Source organism: Pseudomonas fluorescens NCIMB 11764 (genome assembly GCF_000293885.2).
Taxonomy (GTDB): Bacteria; Pseudomonadota; Gammaproteobacteria; order Pseudomonadales; family Pseudomonadaceae; genus Aquipseudomonas; species Aquipseudomonas fluorescens_B.
This window is the reverse complement of record NZ_CP010945.1, coordinates 5,610,983-5,624,988: the sequence shown is the minus strand read 5'-3', so window position 1 is coordinate 5,624,988 and position 14,006 is coordinate 5,610,983. Positions and strand designations below refer to the sequence as shown.

Here is a 14,006-nt window from a genome sequence, read left to right as displayed (position 1 = left end):
AACAGGGGACAAGCATACTGCCTCGTTGGGGAGGCGCAATACGCAATCCCAGCCATACTGCGTACTGCTCTTGACACGTTTTCTCTGTTTTTTACCGACCCTAAAAACAAAAAGAGACCGACTCATGAAGTTCGAACCTTTTGCCAAATCGCTCATCGCGACCTCCTTGGCGCTCAGTTGCCTGATGGCCCACGCGGCCTCCGTCGCGCCTGTCGCTGCCGAAAACGGCATGGTGGTCACCGCCCAGCACCTGGCCAGCCACGTGGGTGTGGATGTGCTCAAGAACGGTGGCAACGCCGTCGATGCCGCGGTCGCGGTCGGGTATGCGCTGGCGGTGGTGTATCCCGCGGCGGGGAACCTGGGTGGCGGCGGTTTCATGACCATTCAACTGGCGGACGGGCGCAAGACCTTCCTCGACTTCCGCGAAAAAGCCCCGCTGGCCGCCACTGCCGATATGTACCTCGACAAAGAGGGCAATGTCGTGCCGGATCTCAGCACCCGTGGCCACCTCGCCGTCGGCGTGCCGGGCACGGTATCCGGCATGGAGCTGGCGCTGAGCAAGTACGGCACCAAACCGCGCAAGGAAGTGATCGCCCCGGCCATCAAGCTCGCTGAAAACGGTTTCACACTGGAGCAGGGCGATATCGAATTGCTGGAGTACGCCACCGACGTGTTCAAGAAGGACATCAAGGATTCCGGCTCGATCTTCCTGAGCAACGGCGAGCCGATGCAAGTCGGGCAGAAACTCGTTCAAAAAGACCTGGGCAAGACCCTGCGGGAAATCTCCGAGAAGGGGGCCGACGGCTTCTACAAGGGGTGGGTGGCTGACGCGATCGTCACTTCCAGCCAGGCCAACAAGGGCATCATCACCCAAGCCGATCTCGACAAATACAAGACCCGCGAACTGGCGCCCATCGAGTGTGATTACCGTGGCTACCACGTGGTCTCGGCACCGCCGCCAAGCTCCGGCGGCGTAGTGATCTGCGAGATCATGAACATCCTCGACGGTTACCCGATGAAGGACCTGGGCTACCACTCGGCGCAGGGCATGCACTACCAGATCGAAGCCATGCGCCACGCGTATGTCGACCGCAACAGCTACCTCGGCGACCCGGATTTCGTGAAAAACCCGATCGCCCATCTGCTGGATAAAAACTACGCGACCAAAATCCGCGCCGCCATCAATCCGCAAAAGGCCGGCGTGTCCCGCGAGCTCAAACCCGGCGTCGCGCCCCATGAAGGCAGCAACACCACCCATTATTCGATCGTCGACAAATGGGGCAACGCGGTCTCGGTGACCTACACCTTGAACGACTGGTTCGGCGCTGGCGTCATGGCCAGCAAGACCGGGGTCATCCTCAACGATGAAATGGACGACTTCACCTCGAAAATCGGCGTGCCGAACATGTACGGCCTGGTGCAGGGCGAGGCCAACGCCATCGCGCCGGGCAAGGCGCCGCTGTCGTCCATGAGCCCGACCATTGTCACCAAGGATGGCAAAGTCGTCATGGTGGTCGGCACGCCGGGTGGCAGCCGCATCATCACCGCGACCTTGCTGACCATCCTCAACGTGATCGACTACGGCATGAACATCCAGGAAGCGGTGGATGCGCCGCGTTTCCACCAGCAGTGGTTGCCGGAAGAGACCAACCTGGAAACCTTCACCACCAGTCCGGACACCGTGAAGCTGCTTGAAAGCTGGGGACATAAGTTCGCCGGGCCGCAGGATGCCAACCATATCGCGGCGATTCTGGTCGGAGCGCCGTCGCTGGACGGTAAACCGGTGGGCAAGAACCGCTTCTACGGGGCGAACGATCCGCGTCGCAACACCGGGTTGTCGCTGGGTTACTAAGGGTTGTGTTCGCAGGAGGGCGGATTTACTTTCTGTCCCCTGACTTACCGACAGATCAAGGAAGGAATCATGTCCACTGCACTGTTAATCATCGACGTCCAGCAGGCGCTCTGTGCTGGCGAGTACAAATGTTTCGAGATTGCGCGTGTCATCGACGCCATCAACGGTCTCAGCACCCGCGCCCGACAGGCCGGGATTCCGGTGGTGCTGATCCAGCATGAGGAAGCGGGCAGCCCATTGGCGCATAACGCCAAAGGCTGGCAACTGGCCGAGGGGCTGGACGTCTCGCCCAAGGATTGGCGTGTACGCAAGACCACACCGGATTCGTTCTACCAGACCAATCTGCAAAAATTGCTGCCGAAGGAGGATTTCGAACGTCTGATCATCTGCGGTTTGCAAACCGATTATTGCGTCAACGCCACCGTGCGTCAGGCGCTGAAACTGGGGTACGACGTGGTGCTGGCGGCTGACGCTCACTCCACGGTAGACAATGGAAACCTCGCCGCCGAAGACATCATCGCCGAGCACAACAAGGACCTGGCGCATTTGACCGGCTCGGTGACGCGGATCGACGCGACGCCCGCGGCGGCCATCACGTTCTAGCGCCAGTGCCAGAACCGTTTTTTCACAGGAACCTGGCTTGCCGGCGATGGCGCATCCAAGGGCACCATCGCCGGCAACTCACCCACTTGCAACCGCTGCACCAACGCCTGAAAGCGTTCCGATGCCACCCAGTCGGGATCGGCGTCATCCACCAGCAGCATGATCCCCAGGTAATGTTCCAGGTGCAGCGTGATGACCTGCCCCTCGGCCTCCAGATCCCAATAACGCTGGTCCAGCCCGCTGGCCTGTACAACCCACGTTCCGTCGAGTGCTTGCCTCAATTCATCGGCGATCCGATCGAACAGCGCCCGGTCAGATGTATCGGACAGGTAGATCGTTGGCGCGGGTTTGGTCATGTCGGACTCCGGAAAGTCCCCTGACTTTACGTCAGCCACACACCTTGTGGCGAGGGCGATGCTGTTCACTTAAGCGCGGGCCCGGATCTATGTGAACGGAATTATGCGGCGTGAAGCTTGCCCTTCACTCCAAAGGGACGTGCAGCGCCCGGAAACGGAACTACACTCAAGAACCGTTCTCGGTTACGGCGTGATTGGCAATGACCTTGCCTGGATGAAGGCGAGCCCGTCGTGGATGCTCTTGCCTAAACCCGAAGCCCTCCGGTTCGGCACCGGTGAACAGGATCACGACAGATACCTGACGGTTTACAGCGTCATCGTCACGCCGTTTATCGACATTGCCCGACACACCACTGTTGTCTCATGGAGACCCTTCCCATGGATGTCCAGGTTCATCGCGCCGACGCCACTCACCTCGACAACGTTGCCAGCCTGTTCGACGCCTATCGAGGTTTCTACGGCCAACCCTCAAACCTGACGCAATCGCGTGACTTTATCGCCGAGCGCATCGCCCGGGATGAGTCGGTGATCTTCTTCGCCCAGGACGCCACCGGCGAAGCACTGGGTTTCGTCCAGTTGTTCCCGACGTTTTCCTCCATCGACGCGCATCGCACCTGGCTGCTCGGCGACCTGTTCACCGCACCCGCGGCCCGAGGCCGCGGGGTCGGGACGCAACTGATGAACACCGCGCGGACCTTCGCGTTGCTCACCGGCGCGAAAGGCATGACGCTGGAAACGGCCACGGACAATCACGGCGCACAACGCTTGTATGAATCATTGGGCTACGTGTGCGAAACGGGTTACTACACCTATTGCCTCGATTTGAAGCAAGGCTGATGCCTCACCGTTCCGGGAGATTCCAGCGTTCACGCAAGTGTTCGTATTGCGCCTCGGGCATTTGCACCAGCAGGGGCGACTGGCGAGGATCGAGCCAGTCGAACAAACGGGAAATGTCCGCCTGATCCATGGCCGTGCAGCCCGCCGTCGGTGAGGTCGGGCTGCGCCAGATGTGGAAGAAAATGCACGAGCCCGAGGCGGGGGACGCCGGTGTGTTGTGCTCGATGACAATGCCTTTGCGATAGCCTTCCTCGCTGCGCATGCGTTCGGCGCTGTTCCAGTCCTTTGCGATCTTCGAGCCGTCGACCAGTTCGTTGTAGCGTGCGGAGTGGCTGTCGTCGACGCATTCGATGGCCGGCGTCAAGGCGAGGTAAGGCAGTTTCGTTTCGGTCGTGTTGTCGTAGCCAAATGCCGTACCGAGCTTGAATACCCCGGCCGGCGCTTTGCCGTCACCTTCACGTTTGACCGGCCCGTCGCCTGGCTCATCGCTGCTCAAGCCCTTGCCCCAGGCCATGCCGTTTTTGCCGACCACGACCGCAAACGCATTACCCGATTTTCGAAAGGTTTTGCCGTCCCGTTCGTAGCGTTGGGCGGTGCCCTGGATGTCATCCCAGTTTTTGCTGGTGACCACAATCAGCTGATGGCTGGCGTCGAGCGCTTCGCTGGCGCTGAGCGGTGTAATCGGGAAATCCATGACCTCGTTCGGCGCTCCGGCGCCGGTGTAAGTGAAGTGCCACCACTCCTTCGAGTACCCGGAAAATCCTTCTTTTTCCATCGCACGGCTTAGCCGCTGACGATTGTCCTTCGCGGTCGCGTTGATGGTCGGGTTGGCGGTATGCGTCCGCTCATCGAAGCAGTCGAAGCCGGTGCCCATGTCGAGCGCGCCGTCGTGCCAGCGCTGGGCATAGGGCGCTGTGCAATCGACCTGCGTCGCCGAGGATGACCAGGTTGCGGCGGGCATCGCTGTCGGGCCGGTGAGTGTCAGGTCGACGGTGGAGCCGCGGGAGTGGTTCGACACCCGTGCCACATACCCCAGGCGCCAGAAATCCTGCTTGTCCACGCGTGGGTAGAACTCGGCCTTGCGTGGGTCGCCAGGCATGGAAGCGAAGCGGCCCATATCGGCGACTGCACGACTGGGCCGATAACAGTCGAACACCTTCAAGCCATAGCCTTGCACCTGCAATGACGCCTGCACCCGTGCCAGCGCTTTAGCCGCATCCAGCGTCAACAGACACTCGGCGGCGGCGTACCCGTCGAGTGGATGACCGGTGAAGTTGTGGGCGCTGGCGTAGCGGATGTCCTGCTCGATGGTGGGGGCGATCGTGCGCAGATAGACCATGTGTTCGGGCCGTGGCTCGGCGCTGGTCATGGCGGGAATGACGATAGTCAGGAGCAGCAGAGATTGCAGCCAGGATCGTGCGGTTTTGTAAGAGGAACCCATGCAATTTCTCCTGGGTAGGGCTGCACACTGCCGACCGACATCAGGCCGGTTGCTGCGCCTGATCGCCAAATACGGGCCTGAAGAAACTGCGCTCATAACTGAGGATGCATTTTGTCTCTTCGGCGAACTTGAACGCCGCGATGCACTCGGGATCTTTCATCGAGTCCTGGCGATAACGCTCATACGCGGCAAGGCTTGGAAAGCTGAACATCGCCATGGCGATATTGTTCGCGCCTTCGGACGGCAGGAAATAGCCGTGATGCTGGCCGCCGAATTTTTCAACGAGGGGAATCCACAACTTTCCATAGTGTTCGAACGCTGCGATCTGGTAGGGATCGAGTACATATTTCAGATAACAAGTGATCATGTCTTTGCTCTCTTGGGCTGGAAGATCAAGCGATTTTAAAGTGCGTCGTCCGACGCGATTTGCTGCACGTGCGCCACCACCAGGGGAATCTCCTCACGGCTATCACGCTTGAGCCATTCGGCGGGGGGCGAGCCCACCACGTTCAGGAAGGTTCTGGAAAACGACGCTTGCGAACTGTACCCGACCGATGCAGCGATGACTTTGATTTGTACACCGTCGCGCAGCAAGTCCTGGGCGACTTTCATTCGCCACGCGGTGACGTAGCCCATCGGTGAGACCTCCATGATCCGGGTGAAGTACGCCGAGAATTTTGAGCGGGACATGTGGGCCAGCGCTGCCAGTTTTTCCACGGTCCAGGCGGCTTCGGGCTCTTGGTGAATGCGATTGAACACTGCGCCAAGGCGCCCGTCCTGCAAGGCATAGAGCAGGCCGCTGGAAATCTTTTGCTCGACGACGGAGCGTCGCACCAGCAGTACGAAGATGTATTCGAGCAACAGGTTGAGTGCCTTGGTTCTGCCGGGTGCCTGATCCTGGAATTCGCCGATCAGCGAGCCGATCACCGGAGCAATGTTTTCCAGGCCGCTGATGGGAAATACCAGCGTTTCCTTGAGGCCGAGGGGGAAGGGCTGGAGCGTGTTGCGTCCGAACTGGAAAGAGGCGCAGACCAGCTCGGCGCCCTGTGCTGAACTGGAACGCAACCGGTAACGGCAACTGCTCGGGCAAAACAGCACGCTGGGCTCGGCAATCGATATCTTCGGCAGGCCGGGCTGAATCATGTCGATACCGCCCTGGCTGATGACATGGATGAACGCCATGCCCGGTGGTTTGTCGAGCACGAGCGTGCCGTCGACCCGGCCGGAGAAGAACAGCCGGCCCTGGAGATGGGTGCGCTCGAAGAACTCGGAGAGGATATCCATGATAGGGACGACCGGGTAAAGACTCTGCACGTCCTGGCAAAAGCGAAGCTGTGCGCGGCAATAGGATGAAGTTCTCGCCGATGGTAGACAACGGCCCTCAGGGGCGCCATGGCGATATCGTTATTTCTGATTGTCGACTGGAGTCTACTGCCATGAGCAACCCCTCACCTCACATCGCCTCCCCGTACGCAGACCCGCTGGAACCGGCCTTGCCGGATCCCGGCATGAAACTGGACCTGAGCCGCGCCGCGCTGGTGGTGATCGATCCGCAAATCGACTTTCTCAGCCCCGAGGGGGTCAGCTGGTCCGTGTTTGGCAAAAGCATTGTCGAGCACGATACCGTCAAGCACATTGGCCAGCTGTTTGCTGCAGCAAAGAGTGCCGGCATCACGGTCGCGGTTTCCCCGCATTACTACTATCCGTGTGACCACGACTGGCATTTTGGCGGGCCGCTCGAGAAGGTCATGCACAGCATCTGCATGTTTGATCGCAAGGGGCCGTTGAGCCTCGACGGTTTCGAAAACTCCGGCGCCGACTTCATGCCCGAGTACAAACCCTACATTCTTGATGGCAAAACCCTTATCGCTTCACCGCACAAGGTGTACGGCCCGGAAACCAACGACCTGGCGCTGCAACTGCGCAAACATGGCGTTTCGCAGATCATTCTGGCCGGCATGGCGGCGAACCTCTGCGTCGAGTCGCACCTTCGTGAACTGCTGGAACTCGGTTTCGAAGTGGCGGTGGTTCGGGACGCGACGGCCGGCCCGACAACCCCTGAAGGCGATGGTTATCTGGCGGCGTTGATCAACTATCGCTACATCGCCAATGCCTTGTGGAGCACGGCGCAGACGCTTGAGTTTCTTGGTCGCGGGAACCCATGAGGTAGACCGTGCGATCGGGCATGAAATAACAGAGGCGGCTCATTCGAGCCGCCTCTGTTGCGTGACTACCCGCGTACGGGCAATTTCCAGCCTGGCCGGATGAAGTGACAGGTGTAGCCGTCGGGCAGGCGTTCGAGGTAGTCCTGGTGTTCCGGTTCGGCTTCCCAGAATGGTCCGGCCGGGGTGATTTCGGTGACCACTTTGCCAGGCCAGAGGCCAGACGCTTCGACGTCAGCCACGGTGTCTTCGGCAATCTCCCTCTGCTTGTCGCTGAGGTAGAAGAGGGCAGAGCGATAGCTGGCGCCGACATCGTTGCCTTGGCGATTCGGGGTCGTCGGGTCATGGATCTGGAAGAAAAACTCGAGGATCTGGCGGTAACTGATCTGCTGCGGGTCGAACACAATCTCGATCGCTTCCGCGTGGTTTCCGTGGTTGCGATAGGTCGCATTCGGCACATCGCCTCCTGAGTAACCCACTCGTGTGGACAGCACGCCGGGGTAGCGCCGCAGCAGATCCTGCATGCCCCAGAAGCAGCCGCCGGCCAGAATGGCGGTTTCGGTTTGCGTCGTCATAGACGGTCATTCCCCTCAAAGTGTTGACACGCTACTGATTGCCGATCGGGCTGTTGAACTGGCCGGAGTAGCTGCCGTCCATCAGCGAGGATGCCACCCGATCCGATCCTATACCACTGCGGGAGTATGCCAGACGAACAGCACCGACGTGATCAGCGCCATCCGACGCCAGGGCTCGTGTCGCTGCAGCCCAGGCACCGGGGGGCAGCACCCTTGTTGCAAGACCCATACAACCCCCGAAAAAGTTTGTTTTTCATGACATTCTCCACAATCCCTCAGCCATGGAGCCATTGAACACGACCCGTCATCTGATGCTGGACGGCAACGCCTGGGGTCTTGGCTGGTTACGTTTGCGATTGGCACGGGCGCGCTTTACCGCGCACGGGTGTCGAGGGATTTCCTGACACAGAGAAGACGAACTGAAGAAGTATAAGGCTGTGGTGGCGATTGTTCAGAACCGGTGACCACCGGTGCGGATACCGCACTTGGCAGACCTTAAAACCGAGCGCAAACAGCGCAGGCGCAATGAAAATCCGCCTGACCCAATTTCAAAAACCACGACCCTCCATACCTCTACGCGACAACCCTTATCCCTCTACGAAAATTACTTTCGCCTCGTTTGAAAATCGCTCTTCGAAATGTTTTATGAGTTTCACAACCCATTCGACGTGACCCTTTCGAGGAGTACCGCATGACCCTGTCCTTCGGCTATTGGCTGCTGGTGTATGCCGCCATCGCCATCATTGCCCTGATCGTTCTGATCGCCCGTTACCGGCTTAATCCCTTCATCGTCATCACCCTGGTGTCCATCGGCCTCGCGCTGCTGGCCGGCATGCCGCCGTCCGGGGTGGTCGGTGCGTACGAGGCCGGCGTCGGCAAGACCCTGGGGCATATCGCGCTGGTGGTGGCGCTGGGCACGATGCTCGGCAAGATGATGGCCGAGTCCGGCGGTGCCGAGCAGGTGGCGCGCACGTTGATCGATCGCTTTGGCGAGAAGAACGCGCACTGGGCGATGGTCTGCATCGCATTCCTGGTCGGGCTGCCGTTGTTCTTCGAGGTCGGTTTTGTGTTGCTGGTACCGATCGCCTTTACCGTGGCGCGCCGCGTCGGGGTGTCGATCCTGATGGTCGGTTTGCCGATGGTCGCCGGGCTCTCGGTGGTGCATGCCCTGGTGCCGCCGCACCCGGCGGCGATGCTGGCGGTGCAGGTGTATGGGGCGTCGGTCGGGCAGACTTTGATGTACGCGATTCTGATCGGCATTCCGACGGCGATCATCGCCGGTCCGCTGTACGCCAGGTTCATCGTGCCGCGCATTCAATTGCCGGCGGAAAACCCGCTGGAGCGGCAGTTCCTCGAACGCGAACCACGCGACAGCCTGCCGGGTTTCGGCATCACCATGGCGACCATTCTGCTGCCGGTGGTGCTGATGCTGATCGGCGGCTGGGCCAACCTGATTTCCACGCCGGGCAGCGGCTTCAACCAGTTTCTGCTGTTCATCGGCAACTCGGTGATCGCCTTGCTGCTGGCGACCTTGCTGAGCTTCTGGACCCTCGGCATCGCCCAGGGCTTCAACCGCGAATCGATCCTCAAGTTCACCAACGAATGCCTGGCGCCGACCGCCAGCATCACCCTGCTGGTCGGCGCTGGCGGCGGGTTGAACCGGATTCTGGTGGACGCCGGGGTGACCGATCAGATCGTCAGTCTGGCCCATGAATTTCACCTGTCGCCGCTGCTGATGGGCTGGCTGTTCGCCGCGCTGATGCGCATTGCCACTGGCTCCGCCACCGTGGCCATGACCACCGCGTCGGGCATCGTCGCGCCGGTGGCCATTGGGCTGGGCTATCCGCATCCGGAGTTGCTGGTGCTGGCGACGGGCGCGGGGTCGGTGATCTTTTCCCACGTCAACGACGGCGGCTTCTGGTTGATCAAGGAATACTTCAACATGAGCGTCGCCCAGACCTTCAAGACCTGGACCGTGCTGGAGACCATCATTTCCGTGGTCGCCTTTGCGTTGACCGTAGGTCTTTCCTATCTGATCTAGCTCGAACCCTCCGATCGCTCTCCAGTTTCAACGCTCATGGTCACCTATTGGGCGCGTCATCGTGCGCGCCGGTGTTGGGTATCAGCGGCGGATTGCGGTCGGGCAAAACTCAAAAACCATAAAAAAATCACCCTGGAGCATCGTATGTTCAAGCGAGCAATCCCCACCGCACTCTTGTTGGCCACCGGTTCGATCTGCGCACAGGCAGCGGACTCTGGCGCGCACGGTTTTCTGGAAGACAGCAAAGCCAGCCTCTCGATGCGCACGCTGTATTTCAACAGTGATAACCGCGATGGTGCGGCGGATCCCTCGAAAACCGAGGAGGCTGCGCAGGGTTTTGTGCTGCGCTACGAGTCCGGGTTTACCCAAGGCACGGTCGGTTTCGGGCTCGATGCTCAGGCGCTGCTGGGTGTGACATTGGACAGTGGTGCCGGGCGCCACGTCGGTAGCGGCATGATCCCGACGGAGGGCGACGGTGCAGCCGAAAGCTGGAGCAGCTTCGGTCCCACGGCGAAGATGCGTATTGCGAAGACGGAGTTCCGCTACGGCACGTTGTTGCCGAAACTGCCGATCCTGCTGTCGAACGATGCCCGCGTCTTGCCGCAATCGTTCACCGGCGCCCAGATCACTTCGAATGATATCGATGGGCTGATGCTGACCAGTGGTGTGCTTGAACATGCGGTCGGTCGTGCTTCGACGGACCGGACCGGTTTGTCCGTACCGGGCGCCACACAGGACAGCAACAAGTTTTACTTCGCCGGGGGTGATTACTTCATCACCAAGGATCTGAAAGCACAGTATTACTTCGCGCAGATGGAGGACTTCTATAACCAGAATTTCTTCGGTCTGACCCATGTACTGCCGATCGACAGCAAGAGTTCGTTCACCACTGACCTGCGTTACTTTCGCACCACGTCGACCGGGGCCAACAGTTCCGCCGCTGGCCGCGCACAAGGCTACCGCGCTTCCGGTTACACCGAGGACAACAATGGTGAAATCGACAACAACACCTGGGTTGCGATGATCACTTATATGAACGGTGGGCACTCGGTGTCGCTGGGCCATCAGCAGGTGGGTGATGGCAGTAACTTCGTCCAGCCCAACCAGGGCAGCCTGGTTGATAAAGGGGCGGGTGGCGGCAGTGTTTATCTGCCGACGGACCGCATGATCCAGAGTTTTACCCGTGCGGGTGAGCAGACGAACTTTGGTCAGTACACCTATGACTTCGCGCCTTTGGGCGTGCCGGGGCTGAAAGCGTCGATCGTGTATTTGAAGGGGACTGATATCAAGGTTCGCAACGCCGGTGATCAGTCAGAGTGGGAACGCGATATGACCCTGGATTATGTGTTGCAGTCGGGGGCGCTCAAGGGGCTTGGGTTCAGTGTGCGCAATGGCAAGTCGAACACTGATGCGGGGCGTAATGTTGACCAGAATCGCTTTATCATCAACTACACCTTGTCGCTGTTGTAAGCGCCGGGCGAATAAGAAACTCCGTTTCTGCGGTAACGGCCGCCTTACAGCGAGTCATTTGGAAAAGCCCCACGTAATGGCCTCTCGAGGGGCCAGCACCTGGCTCTTCATGTGTGCGCATTCCCCCCTGTGGGAGCTAGCAGGCTAGCTGTCACAGGGGATTGATGTCCGGCATTGCATCGGGTTACGCCGCCGGTGATTCGGCCGGACCCAACCAGGTCGGCGCGGCTAATTGCCGTCGGCAACCTTGCGTTCTATCTCGTCGATTTTGCGCTGCAGTTGCTCGGCGTCCTGCTCTTTGGTTCGGGTGGAAGAGGGCGTGATGGCTTGATCGACACCTTCGGCTTCACCGTTTCTGTCCTGCACATCCCGCTCGACCACATTCACCGGTTTGCCCGACGAATCGATGGGCGGAGCGTTTGACGTCGTTTGCGATTCGAGTGCGTTATCACGGTCATCACTGTTCATGTCGCGTACCTCCGTTTGCCTTCACATTGGATGCGACGGTTACCCACGAGTTCGAGATTTTTTGCCCACGATAGTCGCCCCCTCACCTCTGGTCGGGCGTGATGAACCTGTGTCGCACCGATCGCTCCATTCAGAAACGACCGTGGAAACCGCCGCCATGAATTCATTCAGAAACCTGCTGACGAGAACCCAGGAGCAAAAACTTCGGGCCCTGGATGCCTGGCACCGTACGCTCGAAAACTGCTCGCTGCGCATGGACTGCCCGGATGCCTACCATGAGGAGCTGCTGCGGCAGGCGGATGAAATGGATCGCCAGGGCATCATCGATTGGGAGGAGTGGCGAGACTTGCGCACGAAGGGCGACGAGGCTTATCTGCGTGCGGTCGCGGGGGAGGATTACCACGGTCGATGAAGCGTAGACCGGCTGAAAAAAACGGGATTGGAGCGTGTGCCCCAATCCCGTTTCTTCCATTATTTACCGGTCGACAACGGTGGGGTTCGAGGCGGGATTTTGCGCTTCGATCCGGTCGATTCAAACGCCGAGGCAACACGCAGCAGCGCCGAATCGTCATAGGCACGACCGGCAAAGGTCAGCCCGACCGGCATGCCGATATCCGGCATGATGCCCATCGGCACAGTGACCGTTGGAACACCGAGGTGACGGATGGCGAGGTTGCCGTTGGCGACCCAGACACCATTGCTCCACGCGATGTCGGCGGAGGCCGGATCGACATCGGCATTCGCTGGCGCAACGTCAGCCACCGTTGGGAACAGCACCGCATCGAGGCCCAGCCGGTCCATCCAGTCTTCAAGGTCGATGCGACGGGTCTGTTCAAGTCCGCGCAGCCCATCGGGAACGGTAGTGATCTGGTCCCACGGCGTGATGCCGCGCTCGGCCATCCGCACGTACTCGTCCATGCCCGCGACGAGGTCGCCTTCGCGGTTGGGCAGGGTGCCCGGGTCGTGGGGGAAAATCAGCGACCCGTCGACGTCGACCAGGCGGTTCAGTTTCGGATCGCCGTTGGCCTGCAGGAAATCATCGAACGCCCAGGCCGTCAGGTCCCACAACTCATGATGCAGGAACTCTTTCGACACCAGGCCCCGGGTGAACACTGTCGGCGCGCCCGGACGATCACCCTCGCAATTGGAGACCAGCGGGAAATCGACTTCGATCACTTCGGCGCCCGCGGCTTCGAGTGCCTTGCGTGCCTCTTCCCAGAGAGCAATCACTGAAGGCCGGGTGTTGATGCGTTGCCCCGTCGGCCCACCGATCCCCGGCGCCTCGCTGGTGCCGGCGTCGGGATCGGCGTTGATGAACATGCGCGGAACACCCAGGCGCTTGCCGGCGAGGGCATCGGGCTTCGCCGCCAGTTCGGCATAGGAAGCAGGGCGCACCGAGGTGACACTCGGAATCGGCACCCAGGGCTGCATCCGCCACAGGTCGCCGCGGGTATCGGGGTCTTCCGCCACCACCACGTCGAGCACTTCGAGCAGGTCAGCCATGGTTCTGGCGAACGGCACGACCACGTCCATCGTCGGCGTCAGCGGCCAGTTGCCGCGCACTGAAATCACCCCGCGGGACGGCGTATAGGCGCACAGCCCATTGTTCGAGGCCGGGCCGCGGCCGCTCGACCAGGTTTCTTCTGCCAGGCCGAATGCCGCGAAACTGGCGGCGGTGGCAGTGCCTGCTCCGTTGGACGAACCGGAGGCAAAAGGCGCGGTGAGGTAATCGGCGTTGTACGGACTTTCCGCACGGCCATAAACGCCGCGCTGCATGCCGCCGTTCGCCATCGGTGGCATGTTGGTCTTGCCCAGGCAGATCGCCCCGGCGGCGCGAAGCCGTTCGATGGTGAACGCATCGCGATAGGCAATCAGGTTGGCGAAGGCGGGACTGCCAGAGGCGGCGGTCAGCCCTTTGACCAGGTAACTGTCCTTGGCCGTATAGGGAATGCCATCGAGTGGCCCCAGCGTTTTGCCCTGCGCTCGCCGGCTATCGGAAGCCTGCGCTTCCTTGAGCGCCTCGGGATTGCGCACCACCACCGCGTTGAGGGCGGTGGGCGTGTCGGCGCCGTCGTAGGCGTCGATTCTGGCGAGATAGGCCTGGACCAGTTCCACTGCAGTGGTCTGGCCGGATTCGAGCGCCGCGCGCAGTTCGGCAATGGAAACCTCGGTGACCTCGATCATGCTGTTACCGCCGTTTT

Annotated in this window: 14 protein-coding genes and 1 pseudogene; 8 read left to right on the top strand and 7 right to left on the bottom strand. The window is 60.4% G+C overall.

Annotation, left to right across the window (positions count from 1 at the left end; genetic code table 11):
* Positions 1-124 precede the first annotated feature (124 nt).
* Entirely contained in the window at positions 125-1,852 is a 1,728-nt protein-coding gene (ggt, locus tag B723_RS25635) for a gamma-glutamyltransferase (protein WP_017339568.1), read from the top strand.
* 69 nt (positions 1,853-1,921) lie between these two features.
* A complete protein-coding gene (locus tag B723_RS25630; RefSeq protein WP_017339567.1) occupies positions 1,922-2,455 on the top strand; it encodes a cysteine hydrolase family protein in 534 nt (177 codons plus the stop codon).
* Here B723_RS25630 and B723_RS25625 read toward each other — a convergent pair.
* Positions 2,452-2,811 (bottom strand): DUF3630 family protein, encoded by a 360-nt coding sequence (locus B723_RS25625; protein ID WP_017339566.1) that lies wholly within the window; start codon positions 2,809-2,811, stop codon positions 2,452-2,454. The genes B723_RS25630 and B723_RS25625 overlap by 4 nt on opposite strands.
* Before the next feature lie 247 nt (positions 2,812-3,058).
* Here B723_RS25625 and B723_RS33830 point away from each other — a divergent pair.
* Together B723_RS33830 and B723_RS25620 are read left to right on the top strand one after the other, a co-directional pair.
* A pseudogene (locus tag B723_RS33830) lies at positions 3,059-3,289 on the top strand (hypothetical protein); the annotation flags it as partial.
* Positions 3,190-3,648, top strand: coding sequence for a GNAT family N-acetyltransferase (locus tag B723_RS25620; protein WP_017339565.1), 459 nt, complete (start codon positions 3,190-3,192; stop codon positions 3,646-3,648). The pseudogene B723_RS33830 and the gene B723_RS25620, both read left to right, overlap by 100 nt.
* A gap of 4 nt (positions 3,649-3,652) precedes the next feature.
* Here B723_RS25620 and B723_RS25615 read toward each other — a convergent pair whose 3' ends face one another.
* Genes B723_RS25615 through B723_RS25605 form a run of 3 tightly spaced genes read right to left on the bottom strand, consistent with a single transcriptional unit; the run spans position 3,653 to position 6,373 of the window.
* Positions 3,653-5,089 (bottom strand): M15 family metallopeptidase, encoded by a 1,437-nt coding sequence (locus B723_RS25615; protein WP_017339564.1) that lies wholly within the window; start codon positions 5,087-5,089, stop codon positions 3,653-3,655.
* A 40-nt stretch (positions 5,090-5,129) separates the two neighbouring features.
* Positions 5,130-5,456, bottom strand: coding sequence for an NIPSNAP family protein (locus B723_RS25610; RefSeq protein ID WP_017339563.1), 327 nt, complete (start codon positions 5,454-5,456; stop codon positions 5,130-5,132).
* A 35-nt stretch (positions 5,457-5,491) separates the two neighbouring features.
* Positions 5,492-6,373 (bottom strand): AraC family transcriptional regulator, encoded by an 882-nt coding sequence (locus B723_RS25605; protein ID WP_017339562.1) that lies wholly within the window; start codon positions 6,371-6,373, stop codon positions 5,492-5,494.
* 152 nt (positions 6,374-6,525) lie between these two features.
* On the opposite strand from B723_RS25605, the gene B723_RS25600 reads away from it, so the two are divergent.
* Positions 6,526-7,254: a cysteine hydrolase gene (locus B723_RS25600; protein WP_017339561.1), complete on the top strand. Its 729-nt coding sequence runs from the start codon at positions 6,526-6,528 to the stop codon at positions 7,252-7,254.
* A gap of 65 nt (positions 7,255-7,319) precedes the next feature.
* On the opposite strand, the gene msrA is transcribed toward B723_RS25600, so the two are convergent.
* Positions 7,320-7,826: a peptide-methionine (S)-S-oxide reductase MsrA gene (msrA, locus tag B723_RS25595; protein ID WP_017339560.1), complete on the bottom strand. Its 507-nt coding sequence runs from the start codon at positions 7,824-7,826 to the stop codon at positions 7,320-7,322.
* Between the two features lie 691 nt (positions 7,827-8,517).
* Here msrA and B723_RS25590 point away from each other — a divergent pair.
* Both B723_RS25590 and B723_RS25585 read left to right on the top strand, forming a co-directional pair.
* The gene (locus tag B723_RS25590; RefSeq protein WP_052909684.1) at positions 8,518-9,867 is read left to right on the top strand and encodes a gluconate:H+ symporter; all 1,350 of its coding nucleotides are present in this window, start codon (positions 8,518-8,520) and stop codon (positions 9,865-9,867) included.
* A 144-nt stretch (positions 9,868-10,011) separates the two neighbouring features.
* Positions 10,012-11,337 (top strand): OprD family porin, encoded by a 1,326-nt coding sequence (locus B723_RS25585; protein WP_017339315.1) that lies wholly within the window; start codon positions 10,012-10,014, stop codon positions 11,335-11,337.
* A 228-nt stretch (positions 11,338-11,565) separates the two neighbouring features.
* On the opposite strand, the gene B723_RS25580 is transcribed toward B723_RS25585, so the two are convergent.
* Complete coding sequence (locus B723_RS25580) at positions 11,566-11,805, bottom strand: hypothetical protein (RefSeq protein WP_017339314.1); 240 nt, start codon at positions 11,803-11,805, stop codon at positions 11,566-11,568.
* 157 nt (positions 11,806-11,962) lie between these two features.
* Between B723_RS25580 and B723_RS25575 the strand changes: the two genes are divergently transcribed.
* Complete coding sequence (locus B723_RS25575; RefSeq protein WP_017339313.1) at positions 11,963-12,217, top strand: hypothetical protein; 255 nt, start codon at positions 11,963-11,965, stop codon at positions 12,215-12,217.
* A 59-nt stretch (positions 12,218-12,276) separates the two neighbouring features.
* On the opposite strand, the gene B723_RS25570 is transcribed toward B723_RS25575, so the two are convergent.
* On the bottom strand, positions 12,277-13,989 hold the full coding sequence (locus B723_RS25570; RefSeq protein ID WP_017339312.1) for an amidase: 1,713 nt from the start codon (positions 13,987-13,989) through the stop codon (positions 12,277-12,279).
* Positions 13,990-14,006: the final 17 nt, after the last annotated feature.